Annotated in this window: 20 protein-coding genes and 1 pseudogene; 16 read left to right on the top strand and 5 right to left on the bottom strand. The window is 50.6% G+C overall.

Annotated elements, in window-relative coordinates; genetic code table 11:
• Positions 1 to 41: 41 nt before the first annotated feature.
• Positions 42 to 956 (bottom strand): mechanosensitive ion channel family protein, encoded by a 915-nt coding sequence (locus ACM1PF_RS12505; protein ID WP_416674921.1) that lies wholly within the window; start codon positions 954 to 956, stop codon positions 42 to 44.
• Between the two features lie 329 nt (positions 957 to 1,285).
• On the opposite strand from ACM1PF_RS12505, the gene ACM1PF_RS12500 reads away from it, so the two are divergent.
• Together ACM1PF_RS12500 and ACM1PF_RS12495 are read left to right on the top strand one after the other, a co-directional pair.
• Positions 1,286 to 2,005: an AzlC family ABC transporter permease gene (locus tag ACM1PF_RS12500; protein WP_416674919.1), complete on the top strand. Its 720-nt coding sequence runs from the start codon at positions 1,286 to 1,288 to the stop codon at positions 2,003 to 2,005.
• Positions 2,006 to 2,069: 64 nt separating this feature from the next.
• Complete coding sequence (locus ACM1PF_RS12495) at positions 2,070 to 2,396, top strand: AzlD domain-containing protein (RefSeq protein ID WP_416674917.1); 327 nt, start codon at positions 2,070 to 2,072, stop codon at positions 2,394 to 2,396.
• Between the two features lie 5 nt (positions 2,397 to 2,401).
• Here the strand turns inward: ACM1PF_RS12495 and fumC are convergent, their stop codons facing one another.
• Together fumC and ACM1PF_RS12485 are read right to left on the bottom strand one after the other, a co-directional pair.
• Positions 2,402 to 3,799 carry a class II fumarate hydratase gene (gene fumC, locus ACM1PF_RS12490; protein ID WP_416674915.1) on the bottom strand — a complete coding sequence of 466 codons (1,398 nt, stop codon included), beginning with the start codon at positions 3,797 to 3,799 and terminating at the stop codon, positions 2,402 to 2,404.
• Between the two features lie 131 nt (positions 3,800 to 3,930).
• Positions 3,931 to 4,530 (bottom strand): hypothetical protein, encoded by a 600-nt coding sequence (locus ACM1PF_RS12485; RefSeq protein ID WP_416674913.1) that lies wholly within the window; start codon positions 4,528 to 4,530, stop codon positions 3,931 to 3,933.
• A 733-nt stretch (positions 4,531 to 5,263) separates the two neighbouring features.
• On the opposite strand from ACM1PF_RS12485, the gene ACM1PF_RS12480 reads away from it, so the two are divergent.
• The 5 genes and pseudogenes from ACM1PF_RS12480 to ACM1PF_RS12460 form a co-directional block, all read left to right on the top strand.
• On the top strand, positions 5,264 to 5,968 hold the full coding sequence (locus ACM1PF_RS12480; protein ID WP_416674912.1) for a COP23 domain-containing protein: 705 nt from the start codon (positions 5,264 to 5,266) through the stop codon (positions 5,966 to 5,968).
• Positions 5,969 to 6,259: 291 nt separating this feature from the next.
• Entirely contained in the window at positions 6,260 to 8,047 is a 1,788-nt protein-coding gene (gene pyk / locus ACM1PF_RS12475; protein WP_416674910.1) for a pyruvate kinase, read from the top strand.
• 69 nt (positions 8,048 to 8,116) lie between these two features.
• Complete coding sequence (locus ACM1PF_RS12470; protein WP_416674908.1) at positions 8,117 to 8,944, top strand: Rpn family recombination-promoting nuclease/putative transposase; 828 nt, start codon at positions 8,117 to 8,119, stop codon at positions 8,942 to 8,944.
• Between the two features lie 198 nt (positions 8,945 to 9,142).
• On the top strand, positions 9,143 to 9,412 hold the full coding sequence (locus tag ACM1PF_RS12465; protein WP_416674906.1) for a hypothetical protein: 270 nt from the start codon (positions 9,143 to 9,145) through the stop codon (positions 9,410 to 9,412).
• A gap of 120 nt (positions 9,413 to 9,532) precedes the next feature.
• Positions 9,533 to 9,706, top strand: a pseudogene (locus ACM1PF_RS12460) (type II toxin-antitoxin system VapC family toxin); the annotation flags it as partial.
• Positions 9,707 to 9,729: 23 nt separating this feature from the next.
• On the opposite strand, the gene ACM1PF_RS12455 reads toward ACM1PF_RS12460, so the two are convergent.
• Positions 9,730 to 9,924, bottom strand: a complete 195-nt coding sequence (locus tag ACM1PF_RS12455) for a hypothetical protein (RefSeq protein ID WP_416674905.1) — start codon at positions 9,922 to 9,924, stop codon at positions 9,730 to 9,732.
• Between the two features lie 254 nt (positions 9,925 to 10,178).
• Here ACM1PF_RS12455 and ACM1PF_RS12450 point away from each other — a divergent pair, with 254 nt between their 5' ends.
• Positions 10,179 to 10,424: a hypothetical protein gene (locus tag ACM1PF_RS12450; protein WP_416674903.1), complete on the top strand. Its 246-nt coding sequence runs from the start codon at positions 10,179 to 10,181 to the stop codon at positions 10,422 to 10,424.
• 477 nt (positions 10,425 to 10,901) lie between these two features.
• Positions 10,902 to 12,386, top strand: a complete 1,485-nt coding sequence (locus ACM1PF_RS12445) for a carotenoid oxygenase family protein (RefSeq protein ID WP_416674901.1) — start codon at positions 10,902 to 10,904, stop codon at positions 12,384 to 12,386.
• Here ACM1PF_RS12445 and ACM1PF_RS12440 read toward each other — a convergent pair.
• Entirely contained in the window at positions 12,376 to 13,257 is an 882-nt protein-coding gene (locus tag ACM1PF_RS12440; RefSeq protein ID WP_416674900.1) for a CPBP family intramembrane glutamic endopeptidase, read from the bottom strand. The genes ACM1PF_RS12445 and ACM1PF_RS12440 overlap by 11 nt on opposite strands.
• A 460-nt stretch (positions 13,258 to 13,717) precedes the next feature.
• Here ACM1PF_RS12440 and mgtE point away from each other — a divergent pair, with 460 nt between their 5' ends.
• The 7 genes from mgtE to ACM1PF_RS12405 all read left to right on the top strand — a co-directional run bounded on the left by mgtE (position 13,718) and on the right by ACM1PF_RS12405 (position 25,489).
• On the top strand, positions 13,718 to 15,076 hold the full coding sequence (gene mgtE / locus ACM1PF_RS12435) for a magnesium transporter (RefSeq protein WP_416676637.1): 1,359 nt from the start codon (positions 13,718 to 13,720) through the stop codon (positions 15,074 to 15,076).
• Positions 15,077 to 15,113: 37 nt separating this feature from the next.
• Entirely contained in the window at positions 15,114 to 16,067 is a 954-nt protein-coding gene (locus ACM1PF_RS12430; protein WP_416674898.1) for a cobalamin-binding protein, read from the top strand.
• A 92-nt stretch (positions 16,068 to 16,159) separates the two neighbouring features.
• A complete protein-coding gene (locus ACM1PF_RS12425; RefSeq protein ID WP_416674897.1) occupies positions 16,160 to 18,856 on the top strand; it encodes a PAS domain S-box protein in 2,697 nt (898 codons plus the stop codon).
• Positions 18,853 to 19,905, top strand: coding sequence for a sensor histidine kinase (locus tag ACM1PF_RS12420; protein ID WP_416674896.1), 1,053 nt, complete (start codon positions 18,853 to 18,855; stop codon positions 19,903 to 19,905). Before ACM1PF_RS12425 ends, ACM1PF_RS12420 begins: the two co-directional genes overlap by 4 nt.
• Before the next feature lie 1,103 nt (positions 19,906 to 21,008).
• Positions 21,009 to 23,858, top strand: a complete 2,850-nt coding sequence (locus ACM1PF_RS12415) for a response regulator (RefSeq protein WP_416674894.1) — start codon at positions 21,009 to 21,011, stop codon at positions 23,856 to 23,858.
• Between the two features lie 37 nt (positions 23,859 to 23,895).
• Entirely contained in the window at positions 23,896 to 24,276 is a 381-nt protein-coding gene (locus tag ACM1PF_RS12410; protein ID WP_416674892.1) for a response regulator, read from the top strand.
• A 34-nt stretch (positions 24,277 to 24,310) separates the two neighbouring features.
• Positions 24,311 to 25,489 carry a hybrid sensor histidine kinase/response regulator gene (locus ACM1PF_RS12405; protein ID WP_416674890.1) on the top strand — a complete coding sequence of 393 codons (1,179 nt, stop codon included), beginning with the start codon at positions 24,311 to 24,313 and terminating at the stop codon, positions 25,487 to 25,489.
• Positions 25,490 to 26,069: the final 580 nt, after the last annotated feature.

The raw sequence follows: 26,069 nt of genomic DNA, 5'->3' as shown, positions 1-26,069 counted from the left end.
GCATTATTAATCCAGATTGATCCAGGTTGAGATCCAGTCTTCTACCTATTATCTCCTGAGAACCGCCGATCGCTGCCGTTGTCGGCCGCCATAGCCATGTCTGCATCATCAAATTTTTCCTGGTCGTACCAGTACACCGTGCGGATGGGATAGGGAATGTTGATATTGGCGCGATCGCAGGCTTGCTTCAGGGCAATCACCATGCGGTTTTTGACGTGGAGCACCTCCGCCTGGGTCGGTTCTGTCCAGTATCGTACTTTCAAATTAATTGAACTATCCCCAAACTCCTCAAATTCCACCACGGGAGGGGGATTGTCAAACACTCCATCCACGCTCATTGCAGCTTCTTGCAAGACTTCAACCGCCAGGGGGAGCGGCGTATTATAGTCCACGCCCAGGGGTAAATCTGTACGACGGCAGCGCATGGCCGTTCTCACCTGAATCTCGCTGGTGAAAATAATGGCATTGGGTACGACCAGTCGTTCTCCCAGATAGGTGCGAATTTGGGTGGAGCGAATCGCAATTTCTTCGACCGTTCCCTCGCACTCACCCACCCGAATTTGATCACCAATCTGAAACGGTTCCTGGAGCAAGAGCAAAATGCCCGCCAGGAAGTTTTTGAAAATATCCTGAAATGCAAAACCGATCGCCACTGACCCCAAGCCCAGGAAGCCAATTAAATCTCCAAGTCGCAGATCGGGAAACGCGATGACGCAAGCAACCAGAACCCCCACGACCCAGGCGGCTACGTAACTCGTCTGCACCGCCAGCGATCGCAGCGATGGACTGTTGATGGTACGTCCCACGGCCAGGGCCACCACGCGCCGTACCCATCCCGCCACATAGCTGGTCAGGAACAGCACAATCAGGGCAATAATCGCAGCGATGACCACGCCGACACTTTGCCCCAGTAATGTGCCAATGCTCGTTTGAATACTTTGAATCAGTGTTTCCATTGAATGACTTAGAACGACTTAGAACGACTTAGGAATGCGAATTAAATAAACTGAGTTCTTGTGGGGTGGGCATCTTGCCCGCCCAGTCAACGAAGTAGAACAATTTACAGGTTATTGGATTCACGATCCTTAGGATGGCTCAGGTATGAACGATCCAGGAACCCTCTCAATATAAACCCCCAAAAAAGGGAACTCCTGAAAAAATGTACAAGACTGACCGTAGCAGTTTTTTTTAAACTGAAAACACCCCTTACGAGAGATTTCCTGACATTAATAGAAAATCCCAGCATCATCCTTGGGGTATAAATCCGCCTGATCCTATGCCATTTATGAATTCCAGTCACCCCCTCTCCGCTTCGCCCCGTTCTGAGTTTTTATCGGGTTGTCGAGGCATCTTCCCCTTAGTGGTGGGTGCCATTCCCTTCGGCATTATCTACGGCACGCTGGCTGCGGCAAGTGGTTTATCATTTGTCGGCACGCTGGCTATGTCGGCTGCGGTATTTGCGGGTTCTTCCCAATTTATTGCGATCGGCTTACTCGCCTCTGGTACCGCCGTGCCCTTGATTATTCTGACCACTTTTTTCGTCAACCTGCGCCATTTACTCTACTCAGTCAGTATCGTTCCCCATGTCCATCATTTATCTCAGTTCTGGAAACTGCTGCTCGGATTCTGGCTAACGGATGAGGCATTTGTAGTTGCAATCGATCGATACAATCAGACTGACTCTTCTCCTGACAAGCACTGGTATCAGATGGGTGCATCAATCTTGATGTATTTGAACTGGTTACTATGCACGTTTATTGGTTTGACGATCGGCCATCGTATGACCAATGCAGCAGAATGGGGACTTGATTTTGCGATGGCTGCCACGTTTATTGGCATGATCATTCCCTACCTCAAAAATCAACCCATGATCTTATCAGTCCTAGCAGCAGGAATTATGGCACTGTTGACCCATCACTTTCCCCATCAACTCGGACTGATCTTATCTACCCTGACTGGAATCTTAGTCGGAACATTATCTGAACGTTTTATCACACGAACGTAACGCTATACCTGATATGGGCGAATAGCAATTCGCCCCTACCCTACTCCCTACTCCCTACTCTTCAATGAACGAATTTCTCCTGATCTCCGGCATGGCTTTAGTCACCTTCCTGATCCGTTATCCGATCATCGGCATGAGTGGACGCATCAAGCTTTCGCCCCAATTTCTGCAAGTTCTCAGCTATGTTCCTCCTGCTGTACTCACCGCGATCGTGGTTCCGGCTGTTTTGATCCCAAGTGGCGATCAAATTTTAGTGGATTACACTAATGCTCGGTTGATTGGCGCGATCGCAGCGATTCTGGTTGGCTTCTGGCGCAAAAATCTGCTATTGACGATCGGAGTGGGCATGGCTGCATTCTTTGTCTGGCAATGGGTACTAACCTGGCTGTAGTGTTCCTATCCCACCATCTCCTCTGGACGCACCAGGCGATCGAATTCTTCCCCGGTCAGCAATCCCAACTCAATGCAGGCTGCTCGTAAGGTGGTGTTTTCGGTATAGGCTTTTTTGGCCACCTTTGCGGCGTTGTCATAACCAATGTGGGGATTCAGGGCTGTCACCAGCATCAGGGAGTGGGTCAGAAAGTGCTGAATCTGCGACTGGTTGGGCTGAATTCCGACTACAAGATAATCAGTAAAGCTAGAACAGGCATCTGCCAATAGCCGGATAGAGTTCAGCAAGTTGAAAATCATCATCGGCTTGAACACATTTAGCTCAAAGTTGCCCTGGCTTCCCGCAAACCCGATCGCGGCATCATTCCCCATCACCTGCACACATACCATCGTCATTGCCTCACACTGGGTAGGATTCACCTTGCCGGGCATGATGGAAGACCCAGGCTCATTGGCTGGCAGGATTAACTCACCCAATCCGCAGCGTGGGCCAGACCCCAACCAGCGAATATCATTGGCAATTTTCATTAATGAAGCAGCTAGGGTTTTTAGACTGCCGCTCGTTTGGACGATCGCATCGTGTCCTGCCAGTGCCGCAAACTTGTTGGGAGCCGAGACAAAGGGTAAGCCAGTTAAAGTAGCAATTTCCTGGGCAACCCGATCGGCAAATTCAGGATGGGTATTTAATCCAGTTCCCACAGCCGTACCGCCGATCGCCAGTTCGTACAGGTCAGGTAAAGTGGACTGAATCCGGTCTAGATCTTTTTCCAGTTGAGAAACATAGCCGGAAAACTCCTGCCCCAGCGTCAGGGGAACGGCATCCATCAGGTGGGTTCGACCAATTTTGATCATCGACTGAAACTCAGTTGTTTTGTCCGCCAACGCATCCCGAAGCTTCGTGAGCATGGGTAAGAGTCGATTGGTGATTTGCTCCACTGCGGCAAGGTGCATCGCTGTGGGGAACGTATCATTAGACGACTGAGACATATTGACGTGATCATTGGGATGGACGGGGGTTTTACTGCCCAGCGTTCCCCCTGCCAATTCGATCGCCCGATTGGCAATCACCTCATTGGCGTTCATATTGGTCTGCGTCCCGCTTCCCGTCTGCCAGATTCGCAGGGGAAAGTGATCATCCAACGTCCCGGCAATCACCTCATCCGCCGCTTGCAGGATCAAAGCCGCTTTTTCTTCCGGTAACTTCCCCAAATCTCGATTCACCGAAGCCGCTGCCCGTTTCAAAATGCCGATCGCCCGGATCATTTCCCTGGGCATGGTGTCCTGCCCAATGGCAAAGTACTGCAACGATCGCTGGGTTTGCGCCCCCCAGTAGCGATCGGCTGGCACTTCGATGGTTCCCATGCTGTCTGACTCAATGCGCGTGTTTGAACCCCCCGTCTGCATGCCTTTGCTCCTACCTGACCTGAATGGTGATTGAACGGATATAACTGGGCAGGCAAGATGCTTACCCCACAAGAATTATGGCTGGGCGGGCAAGATGTCTACCCCAGAAAAATGATAAAGATTAAGTTCTCCTATCCCGTCAGTTGGTTCAAAAATGGACTGACGATCAGTGATCCTACGATGCCGACTAACCCGCCGCTAACATGACCTAGTAATGCCAGCGGAACGATCCAGCGAAAGTAGCCTGCCTCGGTCGTTGATCCTAAAATCGATCGCTCGGCGATCGCCTGGGCAATTCCACCAAACCCACCAACGATGAACACTTGAATAATCAAGCTCAATCCAAAGGATAGGCCTAAACTCTGTAAAAAGTCACCAAAGCCCGCCATAATCAGCCCCAGCAGCAACACACCCGTTACGACTACACCCACCAGCGTACCGATGAAATTCGCCCGCAGCGATCGTCCCATACGGGGAATATGCGGATTCAAGGAAAAATAGTGAGCAGCTCCCTGCCCGATGCCGTAGATTCCACCTAACACCATTAAGATCAAAATGGGCAACAGCAGGTAGAACAGAGACTCAAACCCAATACCGACCCCACCTTGAACCGTAGCCAGGATCAAAATGGGCAGAATCACGAAAAGAATCAGTCCGGCAAACATTCCTGCCAGTAGTCCAGCAAAAAACCAGCGTTGCCAAAATCTAGAACGATCAAATTCTCTAGTCATAGGACTCGGTTCAGGGCATCGACCACCCCTCTACTTATGCAAACCAACCTTATCTAGAGTAAAACCAGATGCGACCGCTGGCACATTCTAAAACTGGCGCATTCTCAAAAGGGTTGTTACATTACAGACAGCACCCGTCTCCATGAGGGCAAATAGCCGATCGGGACAGTAAATTTGGGACAACAAATCAGAACCATACTATCGATGCAAATTGATGCAAATTGGTTTGATGCAAATTGGTGCAAGCCAGGGCAACAAAAAAGCTGGCCAATTTAAGCCAGCTCGCAGTTGATAAAATTTTCGTCGTTTCTCAGTTGGAAGAAATCCCCAGGCTGCGCGTTCCCAAATCGCCAGCATGGTTCAGGTGGTTATCAAAGTCAACCACACTGTAATGAGTTCTAATTCCAGAAAGCCATTGTAACAACATACACAAACATTTTTTCATAAATCTTCATTTTTTCCCTCGATCGATGGCTGATTTTCCTCGCATCCGATCGAATTTTGCCCATTCAGGCACTTCTTTCACAAACAACTCGTCTTTGAAGTAGCATCAACCTCTGGGATTATTCAGTGTTCCAGGGTGCTTGAAAACGAGTATCGTTGATTGACTTGAATGGCTCGAATGGCTCGAAAAACCTCAAAATTGCTCATAATAGCCGAGTTGAGAGGCGATCGACCGTCGAGGACGCAGTAAAGACCGATTTGAAGCAATATCAGCATAGAGGTTCCGTGTATGTCATTCAAACTGCAAACGTTGAAGCGCGTGGGCTGGTTAGCGGGAATGTCTGCCTTAATTGCCAGTGGCAGCATCGTTCTGAACAGTGGGCGATCGGTTCAAGCGCAGGTGAATAATCCAGATGCCATTCCCACTACGGCTCCCCCCAGCGATGCCCGATTTACCTGTGAAATCGAAAATGGTCGCTATACCGTCATGTATCGACCCATTAGCCAACCGGGAGAGGCCTATGCCTGGGCAACCCCAACGCAGCTTGGAGGCGGTTGGACAGAAGACCGTCGCTGTAACGAAATTAGTCGTCGCTTGGAGTTTTATCGTCCCGATGGTTTGCTAGAACTGCGAACCAGCGTCGAAAATGGGCTGAATATCCTCTGCGTGACAACGGAAGCGGTGCCGGGCTGTCGGATTGTGCTGACGGTTCCCCCCGGACAAGATCCCATCGCCACCCGCGATCGTGTCTTTGGTAACTTAGTCACGGCTGACAGTGGGCAACAAACCCAGGGAGTGACCACCTTCCGGGGCAATGGTGGACGCGATATCTTAGGTCAGATTGGCGATGCGGTCGGCGTAGATTTATCCTCTCTCGTGGGCGGTCGTCGCAACAGCCCCAACCCCAGTCCTAGCAGTGCATCTCCTGCCAATATCAACCTGCGCCCATTCCTGGATCCAGCCGATGGGGGCACAGGTGAGCGGTTGTGGTAGTCCGCCCCTCAGGAATCCAAATTGAATAACCTGAAATTCTTGTGGGTAGGCATCTTGCCCGCCCAGTCAAACAGGTAGGATGATTGACAGGTTATTTAATTTATGATTCTCAATATATTGCTCATCCTTTACAAAGTGATGATCCCCGTATAAATCTTGTAAATTTCCCCATCCTGCCTCTTGGAATGGGGATTTTATGTGTTTAGATTTGCTAAACGTGATACTATCCGTTTTGCCGCTTCGCAAGCTGGTAGGAGTTTCGCAAGCCTCTTCTTCAGACTTAATACGTCCATGCACCCACAACACTTTCTTCGGCGCACAAAAATCGTTGCCACGATCGGCCCTGCTACCAGCAGTCCAGATGTCCTGCGATCGCTCATTGAGGCTGGAGCAACGACCCTCCGCCTGAATTTCTCGCATGGCACCTACGATGACCATCAGCGCAACATTCGCACGATTCGTCAGGTTTCCTTTGAGCTAAATCAACCCGTCGGGATTCTGCAAGACCTCCAGGGGCCAAAAATTCGCCTGGGTAAATTTGAAAACGGCTCCATTACCTTAAAGAAGGGCGATCCCTACATTCTGACCAGCCATCCGATGGTGGGAACGCAGGAAATGAGTTCCGTCACCTACGCAACCCTGGCGGAAGAAGTGCCAGAAGGCGCGACCATCCTGCTGGATGATGGTCGGGTTGAAATGTTTGTGGAAAAAGTTGATCTCGACAAAAAAGCCCTCTTCTGCCGCGTGGTGGTGGATGGAGTCTTGTCCAACAACAAGGGGGTCAACTTTCCAGGGGTTTACCTCTCCATTCGGGCCCTGACGGATAAGGACAAGCAGGACTTAATGTTCGGCTTAGATCAGGGCGTAGACTGGGTTGCCCTTAGCTTTGTCCGTAATCCCCAGGATGTTCTGGAAATTAAGGAACTGATCTCCAGTGCCGGGAAAGATGTGCCTGTGATCGCCAAGATTGAGAAACACGAGGCGATCGAGCAAATGGAGGCAGTCCTGTCCATCTGCGATGGCGTGATGGTGGCTCGGGGTGATCTGGGGGTAGAACTGCCCGCAGAAGATGTGCCTATGCTGCAAAAGCGGCTGATTCGTACCGCCAATCGACTGGGCATTCCGGTGATTACGGCGACGCAAATGCTCGATAGTATGGTGAACAATCCCCGCGCTACCCGGGCTGAAATTTCCGACGTGGCGAACGCGATTCTGGATGGAACCGATGCGGTGATGCTGTCCAACGAAACGGCGGTGGGTAAATATCCGGTGCAGGCCGTCGAAACCATGTCGCGGATTGCCTGCCGGATTGAGCAGGAAATGTCCCTCAACCGTAATCTGGAAGATGTGCCGGGGCGAACGATCCCCAATGCCATCAGCCAGGCCGTTGGGCAAATTGCTGAACAACTGCAAGCGGCTGCCATCATGACCCTGACCAAAACCGGGGCAACGGCTCGTAATGTTTCCAAGTTTCGTCCCCGCAAGCCAATTCTGGCCGTGACTCCCCACGTGGATGTGGCTCGACAGTTGCAGCTCGTTTGGGGAGTCAAACCACTGTTGGTGCTGGATTTACCCTCCACCGGGCAAACCTTCCAGGCAGCAATCAATGTAGCCCAGGAAAAAGAATTACTCTATCAGGGGGATCTGGTCGTGATGACGGCTGGAACCCTTCAGGGGGTGTCTGGCTCCACGGATTTGATCAAAGTGGATGTCGTGACGGCCGTTTTGGGACGAGGCATCGGCATTGGGCAAGGTTCCGTCAGCGGTCGGGCCAGGGTCGCCCACAACAGCATCGATCTGGGCACGTTCAATCACGGTGAAATTCTGGTGGTGTCGAAAACAAATGCCAATCATGTCGAAGCGATCCGCAAGGCCTCTGGAATTGTCACTGAGGAGGAAAGCCTGACCAGTCATGCAGCGGTCATCGGTTTGCGCCTGGGGGTTCCGGTGATTGTTGGGGTCAAAAATGCCACGGAACTGATTCGGGACGGGGCAATCCTGACGCTGGATGTCCATCGCGGCCTGGTGTATTCTGGAATGCTCAACACGGTTCAAGCCGATCCTTCACTGGTGATCTGACACTGGGCGATCGAACTGGTGATCTGACACTGGGCGATCGAGTGACATAGACCCTAACCGTTCCCAGTCATGGCCTATGACAACCTCTGCAAATTCCTCTCTGAGAAGTACCCCGATCGCTTTGCGGCCTGGCTCCTGGGTGAAACTCCAGACTCCGTTCGTGTGCTCAAAACCGAGTTAAGCATTGAACCGATTCGGGCAGATTCCGTCACCTTTTTAGCAACCCGCGATCGGATTTTGCATCTGGAGTTTCAGGTCAAATTAACCACAGAACCACCCCTCTCCCTGCGCATGTTGGATTATTGGGTGCGGCTCTATCGCCGTTATCGATCGCCCATTACTCAGGTGGTGATCTTGCTGAAACCCCCCAGCGACGATCGCCAGATTGAAACCTGCTTTCAGGTGGAACGAACTCGCCACGAATACCAAGTGATGCGACTGTGGGAAGAATCGCCGGAGGGATTGCTACAAGAACCAGCCCTAATGCCGTTGGCTTGTCTGGCAGCAGCCGATCGCCCAGAACAGTTACTTCGTCGCGTCGTTCAAGAGGTCAGTAAGATAGAAGCAGAGGAACTGCGGCAGGAAGTGTATGCCTGTACGCAGGTCTTAGCAGGATTAAAGTTTAGCCAACAGCAGATTCAGCAAATCTTCAGGAGTCGATCGATGCGGGAATCGATAGTTTATCAGGAAATTTTGCAGGAAGGGCGGGAAGAAGGGCGACAACAAGGCGAGGTTGCAATCATTCTGCGGTTGCTGAACCGTCGGGTAGGAGAAATTCCGGTGGAGGTGCAGGAGCAAATTCGGCATCTAGGAATTCCTCAGCTCGAAGCGTTGGGGGAAGCATTGCTGGATTTTGCCACGATCGAGGACTTGCTGCGTTGGTTGGAGGCTCTTTAAACTCGTTAAGGTCATGGTTTAATCTCGCTCCGGATTAGCGATCGCCCAGTCTATCAGACTCCAGAAAGGGCGATCGGTTGACGCGGAAAGAATGACTGAACCGAGGTTCTACAATGAAGGAAAGAACGGGCCTTTGAACGATTCACCCGTTCAGGTTTGGTAAAAATTTTCTAGAAGGCTTAATTTACTGGTCTGGATATGAAAGCATATGAATTTCCGGCTCAAATTACGGCAGATGGAAACGTTAAACTGCCTGAACAAGTCCGTTCTCACCTGGGTGAGCAGCAAACCGTAAAGATTATTCTGTTGATCAATGAACCAGATGATGATTGCACCGCACCATCGGCACAGTCAAAGGGGAAGGGATACCCCCCTAATTTTTTTGAAGAAACATTTGGTTGTTTTAAGGATGAACCATTGACCGTTGAGGATGAAGGCAACTACGAGGAACGGGAAGTCCTGTTGTGAAGTACTTGCTGGATACAAATGTCTGTATACGGTATTTGAACGGTCGATCGGTGGCAGTTCAAAACCGCATTCGCAGCACTAATGCTGAGGACATTGCTGTTTGCTCAGTCGTGAAAGCAGATATTTTATGGTGCACTGAAGAGCCGCAATCCGTCCGAAGCTCTCGCCAAGCAGCAGCGATTTTTACGAGTATTTATTTCTCTTCCCTTTGATGATGCCGCAGCCGTTCTTGCAGGGGAAATTCGCGCTCAATTGTCTTCTACTGGAACGCCGATCGGCCCGCATGATGTGTTGATTGCATCAATTGCTCAAGCCCATCAGCTAACTTTAGTGACACACAATACGAATGAATTTAACCATAGTAGGCTTACGTTTGGAGGATTGGGAAGGAACAGGGTGAACGCGATCGCCCAATCCGTCCAGACTCCAGAAAGGGCGATCGGTTCCGGGTGCAGGTCAAGCAATCCTAAAAAATCTTGGGTAAAGAGATTGACGGAACCCTCAGAATTCACTACGCTATTCGATTAAGGCGATGAAATCCCCTGGTGTGGTAAAAAACGTCGCCTGGCTCTCAGGAATCTGGCGTGACCGAGCGGTGAGAGAAACACCACTCAGCCACTAACCCGACAGACAAGCTGACAACGAGTCTGTACAGGCTGGGGTCTATTTTAGCTGAGGTTCGTCCAAGGCTAGGAGCGATTCTGGTTTGGTGGGGAAAACTGGGTTCCTGAGTTTCTTCCCTCCAATACTCAAAGGAATTCTTTTCATGACAGGCGAAAACTGCATATTCAACTCTGGCAGCGAATCCGACTCGTTGCCCCATCAGGAGTTGCCCAATCGGGAATCGATCAAGCTGATTGCGATCGGTTCCCCGGAAGGCGTGAACGAAATCATCCACCACCTGCACGTCCTCAACTTCCGCGATGCCACCACCTGGAGTCGCTTCCTGCCCACTCCCAACCCCAACGAGGTGATGAAAATCAACACCCACTATCGTCGCAGAAGCAGCTAAAACTCCTGTAGATCAACTATTTACTCTTGTGGGGTAGGCATCTTGCCTGCACCGTATAAAGGTCTGGTGGAATCAGACATTGGAACTCACCCCTGCCCCTCCCCAAAGGGGATTTTATGGACATTCTCCTGGTTAAGGGTCTCCAGAGTTTCCCCGCCTGGGAGGGGTTAGGGGTGGGTTCTCAGTTTCCCTTCCTGGGAGGGGTTAGGGGTGGGTTAGCTTCACCCTATTACACAAGTGATACCGATTCAAATCGTTTGCACGGTAGATAGATTGCCTGTAGGGGCGCACAGCAGTGCGTCCTTGCGTAGGATGTGCAATGTCTGCCAATCAAATTGGTATGAGATGCTCCCGCATAGAACTGACCAAACCACAAAGTTCTACCTTTTGAAGTTGGCTTAAATCAGGAAACCGATTTACCCTGGAAGATGTTAAGTTTCGTAAATTTGAATCACCTTTAACAGCTTCTCTCTATTCATGCAGACCCCAACTCAACTCAACCAGACTTCTTCCACCTCCCTCTCCTACAGCCTGGACGAATGGCGCAAAGGATATCGATCGCTCCAGGATGAGCATGAGTATTGGATTGACGAAATCGAAGGACAAATTCCGGCTGAATTGCAGGGAACCCTATTTCGCAATGGGCCAGGATTGTTGGATGTCAATGGCCAGCGAATTCATCATCCTTTTGACGGAGATGGCATGATCTGTGCCTTTACCTTCCAGGATGGGCGGGCCCATTTCCGCAATCGTTTTGTCCAAACTCAGGGGTACTTAGAGGAGCAGGAAGCTGGCAAGATTCTGTATCGGGGAGTGTTTGGCACTCAGAAGCTAGGGGGCTGGCTGGCGAATCTATTGGACTTTCGCCTCAAAAATATTGCCAATACCAACGTAATTTATTGGGGCGACAAACTTCTGGCCCTCTGGGAAGCCGCAGAACCCCATCGCCTTGATCCCAGTACGCTGGAAACCCTGGGGTTAGACGATCTGGATGGTGTGTTGCAACCCGGTTCCGCCTTTGCAGCCCATCCGCGAGTCGATCCGAACTGTGCTCTCGATGATGGCAATGCCTGCCTGGTGAATTTTGCCATCAAACCCGGTTTATCCACCACCATTACAATCTATGAGCTGGATGTATCAGGGAAAGTTGTCCGGCAGCATTCCCATGCAGTTCCAGGGTTTGGCTTCATGCACGACTTTGCCATCACCCCCAACTACTGCATCTTCTTCCAGGCTCCCGTTTCCTTCAATCCCCTGCCCTACCTGTTGGGACTGAAAGGGGCTGGACAAAGCCTGAACGTTCAAACCGATCGCCCCTCCCAGGCAATCATCATTCCCCGACATGGCGATGCTCCAGTTCAGACGATTCCAGTCGAAGCAGGTTTCATCTTTCACCATGCCAACGCTTTTGAGCAGGACGGTAAGCTCTGCGTCGATTCAATCTGCTACGCCGAGTTACCCGCCGTCGGCCCCAATGAAGACTACCTGACCGTGAAGTTCGATCGCCTGGCTCCGGGTCAATTGTGGCGATTTGAATTTGACCTGACCACTCAACAGGTTCATCCCCAGTTAGTTGAGCCGCGCTGCTGTGAGTTTCCCGTCGTCCATCCCGATCGCGTCGGTCGTCCTAACCGCTATACCTACATGGGAGCTGCCCATGCGCCTACGGGGAATGCTCCGCTGCAAGCGATTTTGAAGCTGGACTGGCAAACGGACGATCGACTGCTGTGGAGTGCTGCACCCCACGGTTTTGTCAGCGAACCGATTTTTGTCCCTCGTCCGGATAGCACGGCGGAAGATGAGGGCTGGTTGCTGACCCTGGTATTCGATGGCCAGCAGGAGCGATCGAAATTAGTGATCCTAAACGCCTCTGATCTGCAAGAGGTAGCCCAGCTCAAACTCAAGCATCACATTCCCTACGGACTGCACGGTAACTTCACCTCCCATTCATTCAAGGTTTAGACCGCGATGACTTCCCCCAGCCAAAAAACAGACAGTAGAACGCTGCACTGATCCCAAGCTGATAGATCAAACTACTCCGTGGATCTCCGGGTTCTACTGTCCATACGGCAGGGGAGGGCAGCACCGAATCAGCCGAGTTAACTAGCAGAGCTGCAAACAAATTATTGGCGGCATGGCTTCCCATGGCTAGTTCCAGGCGATCGTCTTTCAGGGTAATCGCAGCAAAAAACACGCCCCACACCCAGTAGCTCAACCCCACCCAGATAAAGCCCCGCTGAATTTCAGGATTGCCCATATGAGGCAGCACAAACAAAAAGCTGGTGACTCCCATCAAAAACAGCGGATGACGGTTGATTAACCCCAACCCCTGCATCAGATACCCCCGAAAAAACAGTTCTTCAGCCATGGTTTGAATGGGGGTCAGAATCAGGGCAAAGGGCAGAAACAACAGCCACTGCAAGGGTTCCCAGGAAAACTGGTAGGTTTCAGGCGTGAGCCACAGAAAGGCCATTTGAGAACCCGCCAACATTAAAAACCAGGCCCCAAAACCGGCCCAAAATCGCTTAAACCGGAACACCCTCTCTGCGCTGATCAGCGTTAGCACTGGGCGATGATGTATCCATGCGACCGTCAACACCGTTCCCAAGGCAAAAAAGATAAAAGGGAAATTGACAAACACATAGGCGGCCAGCGGCTGAGGAATCCGGTCTAAGGTGGACTGAGATAAGGCGATCGACAATCCATACAGCAACAGCAGCAGCACCAGAATGCTCAATACCTGAAAGCAAAACTGGGCAATAAAAATTCCAATCACATATCGCCACCACTGATTTTTACCCTGTCGCGCCACATCCAGGTAACTGCGGTGCATATCGCCTCCCTCGACTCACGGTTCTCTCTAAACTTCCGCCTTCCAACCAACTATTCCCGACTGTTCCCTCCATTTCTCCTCCAGTCCGCTGTTCACTAAATGACCATAAAATCCCCTCCTGGGAGGGGCAGGGGTGGGTTCCCTCCTGGGAGGGGCAGGGGTGGGTTCTGCTTCAGCCTGCTCCAAAAGTAGGATACTCCCTTCAAATTTCTCCCTTTGTGAATATTCACCTACCAATATTTCTTGATGTAAATTACCTCCAGGAGTGACCCCCTGCTCCCCTCGATTCCCGGATCCTGGGGAACTTTCGTTTGCTGCCCTTCAGGGTAGAAAGGGATAGTGGAACGTAGAACCTGTCGAATTTGCGTCAGTCCTGCCAGATCAGACGAATCAAACGAATCAAACTAATTGATCAAGGAGATGGATAGTGTCCACCCGGTTTAATTCTGCCCCCAGCCAGATGACGCGATACGAACTTCAGCAGCTTGTCCAGTCACAGCTTTATACACTGTTGACCCAGGAAAATCTGGACGGTGCGAAAGCTCTACTAGAACCTGTGGAACCCGTGGACATTGCAGAGGCGATCGAAGGACTCCCGGCCCAGATGCAAGCGATCGCCTTTCGGTTGCTCTCCAAGGAAGAAGCCCTACAGGTTTACGAACATTTCCGGTGGAGCACTCAGCAAGCCCTGGTGGAAAAGTTCAAACGGCAGGATGTGATCGATATTTTTGGCAAAATGTCGCCAGACGATCGGGTGCGCCTGCTGGATGAACTCCCGGCAACGGTGGTGCGGCGGTTGATTGAAGCAATTAGTCCAGAGGAACGGGAAGCGACGGCAATGCTGTTGGGCTATCCACCGGAAACGGCAGGGCGGCTGATGACTCCTCGCTATGTGGCCTTGCAGCAGACGAACACAGTGGCAGAAACCCTGGAGCAAATCCGCGACTTTGCTGAGGTGAGTGAAACCATCTACTACCTATACGTGATTGATGCAGAACGGCATCTGGTGGGAATTTTGTCCCTGCGGGAGTTGGTCAGTGCGCGTCCCCATGAAACGATCGCAGAAATCATGAAGCCCAAGGTGATCTCCGTCGTCACTGAAACCGATCAGGAAGAGGTGGCCCGGATTATGCAACGTTACGACTTTGTGGCTTTGCCCGTGGTGGACAAAGAGCAGCGTTTGGTGGGAATTATCACCGTGGATGATGCCCTAGATGTCTTGCAGGCAGAAACGACGGAGGATATCTACACCCTGGGCGGACTGCAATCGGGAAAGGAAAACTATTTCAACCTGAACCTGTTTACCGTGGCGCGGCGGCGGGTTGTCTGGCTATTGGTGCTGCTGGTGGCCAATACCTTTACAGGAACGATTATGCAAACCCAGGAGGAAGTGCTGGAGGCGGTCGTGGCCCTGGCCTTCTTTGTGCCGCTGTTGATTGACACAGGCGGCAATGTTGGCGCGCAATCTTCGACGGTGGTAATCCGGGGACTGAGTACAGAAGAAATTCCCCAGAAAGCAACCCTGCGAGTCATTGGCCGAGAACTGATTGCAGGAGCCTTTTTAGGGGGAATGCTGGCGGCGATTACCATTGCCTGGGCCTATTGGCTACAGGACGATCTGCAAGTTGCCATTGTGGTGGGGATTAGCCTTTTTGCGATTTCGCTCCTGGCTTCTCTGGCTGGATCCGGTTTACCTTTTCTGTTTCGCTGGTTAAAGCGCGACCCGGCTCTAATGTCTGCTCCCTTTATTACTACGATCGTCGATGTCTTGGGCGTATCCATTTACTTCATGGTGGCCCGCGCCATTCTGCAAATCTAGATAAGCTGGAGGGGATAGGGACTTCGGGAGAGACATCATGACTCAGAACCAAACTGCCGACTTGCGGATTCTGTCCTTGATTCCCAGCGCAACGGAAATTGTGGATTGTCTGGGGCTGGTTGAACGCCTGGTTGGACGATCCCATGAATGTGATTATCCTGTTTCGGTGCAGTCGCTCCCAGTTTGTACTGCCCCTAAGTTCAATCCAGAGGGAACCAGTGCTGAAATTCACGATCGCGTCACCGAGCTACTGCAAACCGCGTTGAGCGTTTATCAAATTCAGACCGATGTGCTGGAACAACTGCGACCGACCCACATTTTGACGCAGGCCCAGTGCGAAGTCTGCGCCGTCAGTCTGTCTGATGTGGAACAGGCGGTTGATCAGCTCACCCAGACGCACCCCAAAATTATTTCCCTTCAGCCCAACACCCTGGCCGAGGTTTGGCAGGATATTCGCCGGGTCGGGCAGACCCTTGGGGTGGCAACGGATGAACCGATCGCCCGATTACAGCAGCGCGTGGAGTGCTGCACCCAGATCACGGAGAAAATTCCCGTAGCCGATCGCCCCACGGTTGCCTGTATTGAATGGGCAGATCCCCTGATGGCGGCAGGAAACTGGATTCCAGAGTTAGTCCAACGGGCTGGAGGCAAATCTTTGTTTGGCACGATCGGCCAGCATTCTCCCTGGTTGCAGTGGGAAGAGTTGGTAGCGGTAGATCCAGAGCTGATCATCCTGATGCCCTGTGGGTTTGGCCTCGATCGAACTCAAGAAGATCTAGAATTACTGGCGCAACAGCCGCAATGGTCGAGCCTGTCAGCCGTCAAAACCGGACAGGTTTATATTACCGATGGCAATCATTACTTCAACCGTCCGGGGCCGCGATTGGTGGATTCCTTAGAAATCCTGGCGGAAATTTTCCACCCCGATCGATTTCACTATGGATATCAGGGGCAGGGATGGCAGAAACTTCAATCATTAAGGGATAAATAAAACAGTAGAGCCAAAAAAAATAGACCAAAATTAAAGGTGGCTCAGTTTACTTTTATCTGAAGCCATATTGAAACTGCTTAACGTAATCGGCTATGTCAGTTGTACAGCCCGTTTTAGTGATTCTTACCCCCCAGACAACGGTGCAGGATGCGATCGTTCAACTGGATCAATCCCAGTCTAGCTTTGCCCTCGTGGTTGATCAGCAGCGTTGGGTGGGAATGTTCACAGCGCACCATCTAATCCATACGATCGCCAAGGGTCTGTCTTTGACGGAAACAACCCTTGCCGCAGTCATGTCTCCCCCGGCGATCGAATTACCCGAATCGGCCCCTTCCCCCCCACCCAGTTCTCAACTGAACGCCAAGACAGCCTATCTTCCCTTCCTGCCCGATTCCGCCCGTCTGTCCTTAAAACGGGTTCTGCATTGCGTGGAACAATCGAACCAACTGCTGTGGGAGGTTTTCCCGAATTTGCTGATTCGGATAAGGCGAGATGGCACCTATCTGGATTTCGTTCCCGCCAGGTCTTTTAAAAGTTTTACCCCCGCGCCGGATTTGCCTGGCAAAACGATTTTTGAAGTCATGCCGTCTGACTTTGTGCAGGAGCGAATGCACTATGTGGAACGGGCATTGCAAACCCAGCAAACCCAAACTTACGAATATCAATTGGAATTTGATGGTGAATTGCACTATCAGGAAGCCCAAATTACAGTGAGTGGTGAGGATGAAGTTTTAATTATTGTTCGAGACATCACGGAGCGGAAACAGCTTGAGTTAGCCCTGAGAGCGTCTGAGTCAAGATTAAGTGACGTTCTCAATAGTGCCAATCCCTCGATCGTGAGTGTGCGAGTGTTTGCCAATCGCACCTGGGAATACAATTACTATTCGCCGGGTTGCGAACTCGTGTTTGGCTACACCGCCGAGGAAATGATGACGGGTATCTGGTGGTCGCGTGTTCATGCAGACGATCAAACATCGGTGATTCTGCCTCTGTTTGATGACATTTTTGCAGAGCGATCGGTGGAAGTCGAATACCGATTTTGGCACAAGGATGGCAGCCTGCGCTGGATTGCTTCCCAGGGTTCTTCCCACTATGAGAAAACACAAAACTGTTGGATCTTGACCGCAGTTGATACAGATATTACCCAACGTAAGCAAGTAGAAATTGCCCTCCAGGAAAGTGAAGAACGGTTTCGAGAAATTGCGGAAACGGTCAGCCAGGTCTTTATAATTCGCTGTGCTAAAACCGGAACATTCCTTTATGTTAGTCCGGCCTATGAACAAATCTGGCAGCGGACTTGCGAAAGTCTGTATGCTGATCCCACCTCCTGGATGGAATCCATTCACCCAGACGATCGCCCCCTCCTGACTCAATCGCTCACTCAGCAATTTCAGGGACAACCCGTCGTCCGAGAATATCGCCTGCTGCGATCGGATGGATCAATTCGCTGGATCAGAGCCAGTTTAGACCCTATTTATGCTCCAGACGGTGAACTACTGCGGTTTATCGGCATTTCTGAAGACATCACCGATCGCAAACGAGCTGAAGAAGAACTGCGCGTCAGCCAGCAGCATCTCTCCCTGGCTCTTGAAACGGCAAAAGCAGGCACCTGGGAATTCTCCCTGGCAGATGGTGCTGTCGCATGGTCAGATCAGTGTTTTCAACTCTTAGGCTATGACAAAAACCAGGTGGCTCCCAGCTATGAGAACTGGTTACGCGCCATTCATCCTGACGATCTGGAGAAAGTGCAGCAGGAAGTGGAACGATCGCTCAGCAAAGAGTGTTATTTTCAATTTGACTTTCGCATCGTGCATCAGGATGGCTCTGTGCGCTGGTTAACTGAGCGGGGACAAAGTCTCTGCGATCAAGAAGGAAAAGTCACTGGGGCGATCGGAATTCTATTAGACATTACTGAACGAAAACGCATTGAAGAAGAGTTACGCGAGAGTCAACGCTTCATTCAAAGCATCACCGATGCCAGCCCGAACCTGTTCTACCTGTACGATATTCATCAGAGTCGTAATGTGTACGTCAATCGCCGCATTGAGCAGGTTTTAGGATATACCGCTGAGGAGGTTCAAGCCATTCAGTCCAGGCTGATTGAAACCCTGATGCACCCCGATGATAGTGCTAGGTTTGGTCAAAACATTCCGTATATCATGGCAATGGCAGACGGTGAGGTGTTTGAGTTTGAATATCGGATGCTTGGGAAGAATGGGGAATGGCGATGGCTACGCAGTCTGGATACCGTGTTTGAACGTACTCCGGATGGTCAACCCAAACTGCTACTGGGAACGGCGATCGATGTTACTGAACGCAAGCAAGCAGCCGAAGCACTGGAACATAGTGAGAGAAAGTATCGTGATTTAGTAGAACTTGCTAGTTCCATCATTTTAAGATTTGATACGTCTGGACGAATTACATTCCTGAATGAATACGGACAACAATTCTTCGGATACAGTGAACCAGAAATTATTAACCGTAATCTTGTAGGTACGATCGTACCGAAAATAGAATCGACAGGTCGAAATTTGCGACTGCTGATTGCAAAGTTATGCCAGGATCCGATCAACTATCCTCTGTCAGAAAACGAGAACATTCGGTGCAATGGAGAACGGGTCTGGGTACAGTGGTCAGATAAGCCCATTTATAACGATCGCGGCGAGCTGGTCGAGATTCTATCCGTAGGGGTAGACATCACGGAGCGTAAACGAGCGCAGGAACAACTGGCCCGGCCAAGGAAGCGGCTGAAGCTGCCAGCCGAACTAAAAGTGGATTTTTGTCGATGATGAGCCATGAACTGCGAACCCCGCTGACCAGCATCCTGGGATTTGCTGAAGTCATTGCGAAGGAAGCGTCCCTGAGTGACGACCATCAGGAGTATCTCAATATCATTCGCTATAGCGGCACCCATCTGCTCAACCTGATTAACTCTGTTTTGGAAATGTCCAAAATTGAAGCGGGGGAACTCCACTGCCATTCAACCCCCTTTGATTTGCATCAAATTCTCAAAAACATGGAGGCGTTATTCAGGCTCAAAGCCAAGTCTAAAGGGCTGGAGTTGATCATCGACTGGGCGATCGACTTACCGCAATACATCCACACCGATCAAGATAAACTACACCAGGTTTTGATTAATCTGTTGGATAACGCCATCAAATTTACCCCAGGGGGATGGGTTGCCCTGCGGGCCCGTTGCAGCCGCGATGAAACCGGGGTTGATTCCTTGCTTCAGATTGAAGTTGAAGATACGGGCATGGGAATTGCTGCCCACGAAATCGATTGTCTGTTTGATGCCTTTGCCCAAACGGAATCAGGGCGATCGCTGCATCAGGGCACGGGCCTGGGGCTGGCCATCAGTCGGCAGTTTGTGCAGGTGATGGGAGGAGATATTATGGTTCAAAGCCAGGTGGGGCAAGGCTCATGCTTCACTGTCATCCTGCCGTTCAATCTTGCATCTCCCCATTTTCATTCAACCCATCTCCATCCGCTTGACCCTGCCCATCAGAATGAACCACTTCATGAACCACTTCAATCCAGGGCCATTCAGCCTCCAGCATCTTCGCTTTCCGCTGCACCAAGTAGTGCTTTACAGTCCCTCATAGACCTGGACTCACCGACCTCATCTATAGCGTTGGACGCGCCCCAAACCTTGCCTGAGGAATGGCGAGCAGATTTTCATCAGGCGACCCTTCGCCTCAATTCCAGCCAATGCCTGACTCTAATCGAGCAACTTCCTCCCAGCCACTCCCTGCTCGCCCAAACTCTAACTCAGTGGGTCGATCGATTTCAGTTTGAAGAAATCGTTGCCTGGCTGACTGGGAAGCATGCAGACTGACCCACAGCGTATATCGTGAACCAGTGGTGGTCATGATTACGTCTACTCCCGCATCAACAAAACGGGTAGATAGATCAAATGCCTGCTGGCGATCGTGGCGATCGAAACAGCGAAACTGGCCAAACAATCGCATGCGAAACTGCATTCCCTGCTGAACCTGACCATCATGCCAAAACTTGAACGGTGAAATCAGTGCCTCATCAATCAACAGCACCTCTATTTCTCTATCTACCAATGAAGCCAAGATATTCACATCCTCCGGGACTCTTTTTACACCGGACAGTCAAAAAGAAACAGACGAATCCAAAATGATTTGCTACTCTATTGCCTGTTATTTGTTATTTGTTACTTTACTTAAAATAAGCAGAAAAGGTGGAAAAGTTGAGTATTGAAAACCGAAATCGGTCTCACAACCTCACTGGGTTGATAGAAACTGGGGCAAACAACGAGACCAAACAACCCTAACCAAATAGACCGAATTCAATCTCAGTGAATTTACGGTTTAATCCCTGAGCCAAAATATACTAGATATGGTAATTAATACTTAAGGTTGACCGATTGCTGGGTTCAAACAAGAACATTCCTCTACTTTTGCACTTTTACTCTGTACTATTAAGTACGCTACTTTTCTAAACTCCCTAAGGTAGATTTCCGAGCGGTACTTTCAACGTAGGGATACTGGATTGGTTAAGGTGTTTGATTTTCCAATACTTCCCCAATAGTCAGGTGGTTTATGGACTGTATATCCATGTTCAAGCATTTGAGCATAGAAGTCATTGAACGCCTAATGTTAGTACAGGCTTTTCTGGGGCGAATATTTTTAGTACAAATATTCCAAATCAGCTGTTGCTTATTGCTGTTTCCAGGTTGGCCAGAAGAGTTTGCCCATCGATCTGAGGTTTGATGCGCGTGCTTGTTCTGCCTCTCCTAAATTTTGCTAAATATTTTCCAGACTGCTTTCCTGTTTTCCTCGGCCTACCTCCCTGTAGCCAGCCGTGTAGAGAGTCTCGCTACTGTGAACAAAGTCGTATTTGTTTCAGTCCACTCCTTAGATCCTTGGTGTTGCCCTTGGAGGTGAAACACCTCTCCCTGTATATATTTTTATGAGAATTCTGTTAGTAGAAGATGATGAGAGCATCGTAGAGCTGTTGACGGCTGTTCTGGTGGGGCAAAACTATGTAGTTGATGTGGCAACGGATGGGGAATCGGGATGGGAACTGGTAGAAGCTTTTCCCTATGATTTGATCCTGCTGGATATCATGCTGCCCCGGCTGGATGGCATTAGCTTTTGTCGGCGGTTACGAGAACGTAATAATCCCGTACTGGTGATGCTGCTAACAGTGCGCGATACCACCACCGATAAGTTGATGGGTTTAGACGGTGGAGCCGATGATTATGTGATCAAGCCGTTCAACAGTCAGGAACTCATTGCGCGCGTTCGGGCCTTGCTGCGTCGAGGCAGTACGGTACTATCTTCAGTGCTGGAGTATGGCGGTTTACAGCTTGATCCCAACACACGCAATGTCGCCTACAACGGCGCATCACTCCAATTCAGCCGGAAAGAGTATCTCCTGCTGGAACTCTTCTTGCGGAGTCCCCATCGAGTATTCAGTCGGCGGGCGATCGTCGAGCATCTCTGGTCGTTTGATGAGGAAGCTCCCGTCGAAGATACAGTCAAGTCCCACATTAAGAATATTCGCAAAGAACTGCGGCGTGTTGGAGCAGGGGATTTGCTAGAAACCCTGTACGGTCAGGGATATCGACTGAATCCATCCTTTTTAGAAAAGAGCAATCCTGCCCCTGCCCCAGCGAACGTGCCCCCCGATCGCCTGGATGCCACGGTTGCCCAAATTTGGGAACGCAAAAAAGGAGCCTGTCTGGAACGGCTGACGGTGCTGGACAAAGCGGTACAGGCTCTCAAAACCCGGAGTCTGGATGCCACGCTGCATCAGAAGGCGATCGAAAATGCCCATAAGCTAGCAGGAGGGCTGGGCACCTTTGGGCTGGATGAAGGCTCGCACCTGGCCCGGCAAATTGAAACGCTGTTAGAGTCGTACCTGCCTCAGGTGGAGTCCAGTGCAGCCCAGCATCGGCAATCGATCAACAAACCGCTGGAACAGTTAGTATCCGATCTGCGGCAGGTGATTCAGCAGCAACCCAATCAGCGTGTGGAAACCTCGGCAGAAGTGCAGGCTGCTCCAACCCTTTCTGCCCAACCCCAACCCATTCTGCTGGTCATCGATCGAGATCCAGCTCTCAGCCGCGAGTTGGAACTTGAAGCCGCTTCCTGGAATATTCAAGTGATCCATATTGCCGATCTGGCCCAGCTCCGCACGCAGCTTCAACACACTGAACCAAATCTCATTTTGCTCGATCTGGATTTTCTGAAAGACCCTGCCAGCCGATCGCCCCTGATGGCGGATCTCCAGGATTTTGCGCCCTCAACCCCGATCGTTGTCCTGTCCAGGGAAGAGGACTATGGCGATCGATTAATGGCAGTCCAGATCAACGCCAAGCTGTTTTTATCTAAAACCACACCACTGCCCCAGATTCTCCAGTCGATTACGCAAATCTGGCAAGAACTCCATTGGGGAACGGCCAAGGTGCTGGTCGTAGGGCAGGTAAAGACCACACGGCAGATGCGAACCTCCCTATCCCCCAGTCTGCAAATTACTGAACTCAATGATTTCACTCAAATTTGGGAAACCATCAGGGCGGTTCATCCTGACCTGTTGCTGCTGGAAATGCAGGTTCCCGACGTTAACGGACTCCAACTCTGTCAGGCGATCCGACAAGATCCGTACTGGAACTGGCTCCCGGTGGTTGTCCTGATTCAAGCAGTCATACCTGGAATCCTCCATGACATTTTTGCAGCCGGAGCTGACGATTATGTTACTGCCACCACCCCCCTGGAATCCGTTGTAGTGCAGGTGACGAACCGGATTCGCCGCAGTCGGCTCCTCAGAAGTGCCTCCCAGGTGGATGCTTTGACGGATCTCTCCAATCGGCAACAGTCCATTCAGGGGTTAAATCAACTGCTGCGGATTGCCCAACGTTCCCAGCAGCCCGTTTGCTTTGCAGTGCTGGATCTGGATCACTTCAAGCGGGTGAATGATCAATACGGTCATATGCAGGGCGATCGAGTGTTGCGCCAGTTTGGGCAGTTTTTGAAACAGAAATTTCGGGCGGGGGATGTGGTGGCCCGGTGGGGAGGAGAAGAGTTTGTCGTGGGCATGTACGGCATTACCTGGGGCGATGGCACAGAGCGATTAGCCGAAATCCTGGAGGAGTGGCGATCGACTCCCCTGACATCGAACCAGGAAACAGTCCTGACCACGAGCTTCAGTGCGGGGGTGTCCCAGTACCCCCAGGATGGCATTACCGTTCAAATGCTGTATCGTGCAGCGGACACGGCACTTTACCGGGCGAAGGTGGCTGGGAGAGATCGCATTTTCTCGACGCGCTGGCAACCCTCCCTGGAAGCCTCAACAGTGGATGTCGCGTTGATTTACCCTGAAGATGAAGACAATTTTGCTCAAACCCTGATGCGGGCCCTGGACACCAGAGGCTACCACACTTGCTGGTTCAAGCAGGGCAAAGATGCCATCAAACGTTTTCGAGCCAGACGTTCTCCCTTTCAGGCATCCGCGATTTTACTATCAGATAACCTCACCGATTTATCCTGGCGAGACCTCGTTAAACGGTTGGGAACAAAGCAGCGACACCAGATGCGAATTATTTTGCTGCTCAGTCAATCGGATACGGTTGAAAAAAATCAGGCTGACTTATTATTTGATTATCTACTGGTACCCTGTCCTACTTCTGTGGTCATGCAGCGTTTGCGGCAGCCCTGCCCGGGAATCCTATTGAATCTCTTGGGGGACGTTCTCGCCCCCTGGGGTGGAATCACAGTCGGGGTTGCCCCCGGATTCATACCTTTGATTATGGGTTGAGTCCTTATTTATTTATTTTTTATTTATTGCATAAGTCATGATGCCGAAGCACATCCTGGTCATTGACGATGACGCAGATATTTGTGAAGTCGCTAAAGTCAGTCTAGAATCACAACCTGAAATGGCGGTGACGGTTGCAGGTTCAGGCCGGGAAGGATTGGCGATCGCCGCTCTGAAACAACCCGATGCGATTTTGCTGGATATGATGTTGCCCGATATGAGTGGCATCATGGTCTTTCAAATGCTCCGTGCGGATCCCAAAACCCAGCGAATTCCCATAGTTTTCCTGACGGCCAAAGTGAAGCCAGACGATCGCCGCTGGTTCGGTGAAGTAGGAGCAGAGTTTATTGCCAAGCCCTTTAAGCCCCAGCAACTCGCCGGACAGCTGCTTGCCGCATTAAACTGGCAAAATTCCTAAACTCAAAGTGAATGGGATGCATAGCATGAGCGGGATGAAACAAGCCTCAAATCAGGTCATCACAGGTAACATTTTAATCGTTGATGATACCCCTGCCAACTTACGATTGCTCTCAGCCATGTTACGCCATGAAGGGCACGAGGTACGCATGGCCATTACTGGAACGGCTGCCCTCAGGACGATTCAGGTTGAACTACCAGACTTAATTCTGCTGGATATTAATATGCCTCAGATCAATGGCTATGAGATTTGTGAACAACTCAAGGCCAATGAGCAAACCTGCGAGATTCCCGTCATTTTTTTAAGTGCATTTGATGGCGTGATCGACAAAGTCAAGGCGTTTCAGGCAGGGGGGGCAGACTATGTCTCTAAGCCTTTCCAGGTGGAAGAAGTGCTGATTCGGGTTCGGCATCAGTTGGAGTTACAGCACATGAAGCGAAATTTGCAGGCAGCAGAAGCCCGCGCGTTGCAGGCACTGGATCGGGAAAAAGAGCTAAGTCGCCTGAAATCCGAGTTTATTTCGATTCTCTCCCATGATTTTCGTACTCCCCTGACCCATATTCGCGGCTTCGCAGACTTACTGCGATACACCAATGATCAAGATCAAAATCTTTCAGCCGTGACTCAGGATCGATACTTCAACAAAATCGATGCAGCGATCGAACATCTCCTGAACTTGCTGGATAAGATTCTGTTTGTGAGTAACCACGATCCAGACGCTATCTTCTGCCAACCTGTGCCAACCGACCTGAAGCTTTTTTGTCAGAACCTGATCGAAACCCTGCAACCCAGTTTGACTCACCATACGATCCGACTGATTTGCCAGAGTGAAGCCCCTGAGTCTGTGGTGGATCCCGTACTCCTGCAACAGATTCTCACCAACTTACTCTCAAATGCGGTGAAGTATTCCCCCACTACCAGAGAAATTGACCTGGTGCTGGATTGGCAGGAAGACTGGATCCAATTTCAGGTACACGATCGGGGAATTGGTATTCCAGCGAGCAACCTGCCCCATGTGTTTGATATGTTCTATCGTTGCCACAACGTGGGAGATATTCAGGGCAGAGGGTTAGGGCTAGCCGCAGCGAAAAAGTGCGTTGAGATTCACCAGGGAGAAATTTTTGTGGACAGTGAACCTGGGTCTGGAACCACTTTTACCGTCAGACTCCCTCAATCTCTACCTGCTGCTGCTTCCCAGCCTCCAGTTGACTGATCGGTAGGGCTATTTCGTCAAGGATGAAGCAAAATTCGATGCAGCAAGTTGCTTTGATCTGTACGGTATTGATCAAACTAAGCTAATACTTTACCTTTCTTAACCTTTACCCGAGATTTGCACAGTTTGTTTTTATCCTAGCTATAGAAAGCGTATTATCAATACCCAAAGCATACTGCTCCAATGCAAAACTAATTTTGATGGAGTTTTGTTTGGGCTTTGTAGGATTTCCAGGGTGCATCGTTGGTTCTGATGCGTATTTATCCATTTGCTGGTTAACTGACACTGTGTTTGAAACGATACCTTTTGCTGATAAAGGATAGTCCTGCTTCTACCCTGCGAAAATCAAGTTAAGTCTGCTCTCCTAAGGAACGCGGATCAAATGAAATCGAAAATTTAATCTCCAGAAGGGGCGCACTGCTGTGCGCCCGTACAGAAAAAATCGGAGTTATTTAATTTGCGTTCCTAAGGAACTGGATCACCTGACAGAGCGCAATCTGGTGTTGGATCTCTCCGTTGGGTTCCATGAACATCTTGGAGCGTTCCATTCCAGCAGTCAGTTGCTTCAAAGAAAAACTTT

This window comes from Egbenema bharatensis FJBBOT/2019 (genome assembly GCF_048077055.1).
Taxonomy (GTDB): Bacteria; Cyanobacteriota; Cyanobacteriia; order Elainellales; family Elainellaceae; genus Egbenema; species Egbenema bharatensis.
Note: the sequence above shows the minus strand (reverse complement) of the source record. Positions and strands in the feature narration are given on the sequence as shown.

Bases quoted from the DNA above. Each gene is read 5' to 3' on its own strand.
- pyk (WP_416674910.1), top strand. From the start codon at position 6,260: ATGCACCCACAACACTTTCTTCGGCGCACAAAAATCGTTGCCACGATC.
- ACM1PF_RS12505 (WP_416674921.1), bottom strand. From the start codon at position 956: ATGGAAACACTGATTCAAAGTATTCAAACGAGCATTGGCACATTACTG.
- fumC (WP_416674915.1), bottom strand. From the start codon at position 3,799: ATGCAGACGGGGGGTTCAAACACGCGCATTGAGTCAGACAGCATGGGA.
- ACM1PF_RS12430 (WP_416674898.1), top strand. From the start codon at position 15,114: ATGACTCAGAACCAAACTGCCGACTTGCGGATTCTGTCCTTGATTCCC.
- ACM1PF_RS12480 (WP_416674912.1), top strand. From the start codon at position 5,264: ATGTCATTCAAACTGCAAACGTTGAAGCGCGTGGGCTGGTTAGCGGGA.
- mgtE (WP_416676637.1), top strand. From the start codon at position 13,718: ATGACGCGATACGAACTTCAGCAGCTTGTCCAGTCACAGCTTTATACA.
- ACM1PF_RS12465 (WP_416674906.1), top strand. From the start codon at position 9,143: ATGAAAGCATATGAATTTCCGGCTCAAATTACGGCAGATGGAAACGTT.
- ACM1PF_RS12415 (WP_416674894.1), top strand. From the start codon at position 21,009: ATGAGAATTCTGTTAGTAGAAGATGATGAGAGCATCGTAGAGCTGTTG.
- ACM1PF_RS12450 (WP_416674903.1), top strand. From the start codon at position 10,179: ATGACAGGCGAAAACTGCATATTCAACTCTGGCAGCGAATCCGACTCG.
- ACM1PF_RS12405 (WP_416674890.1), top strand. From the start codon at position 24,311: ATGAAACAAGCCTCAAATCAGGTCATCACAGGTAACATTTTAATCGTT.
- ACM1PF_RS12485 (WP_416674913.1), bottom strand. From the start codon at position 4,530: ATGACTAGAGAATTTGATCGTTCTAGATTTTGGCAACGCTGGTTTTTT.
- ACM1PF_RS12440 (WP_416674900.1), bottom strand. From the start codon at position 13,257: ATGCACCGCAGTTACCTGGATGTGGCGCGACAGGGTAAAAATCAGTGG.
- ACM1PF_RS12500 (WP_416674919.1), top strand. From the start codon at position 1,286: ATGAATTCCAGTCACCCCCTCTCCGCTTCGCCCCGTTCTGAGTTTTTA.
- ACM1PF_RS12410 (WP_416674892.1), top strand. From the start codon at position 23,896: ATGATGCCGAAGCACATCCTGGTCATTGACGATGACGCAGATATTTGT.
- ACM1PF_RS12470 (WP_416674908.1), top strand. From the start codon at position 8,117: ATGGCCTATGACAACCTCTGCAAATTCCTCTCTGAGAAGTACCCCGAT.
- ACM1PF_RS12495 (WP_416674917.1), top strand. From the start codon at position 2,070: ATGAACGAATTTCTCCTGATCTCCGGCATGGCTTTAGTCACCTTCCTG.
- ACM1PF_RS12420 (WP_416674896.1), top strand. From the start codon at position 18,853: ATGATGAGCCATGAACTGCGAACCCCGCTGACCAGCATCCTGGGATTT.
- ACM1PF_RS12445 (WP_416674901.1), top strand. From the start codon at position 10,902: ATGCAGACCCCAACTCAACTCAACCAGACTTCTTCCACCTCCCTCTCC.
- ACM1PF_RS12425 (WP_416674897.1), top strand. From the start codon at position 16,160: ATGTCAGTTGTACAGCCCGTTTTAGTGATTCTTACCCCCCAGACAACG.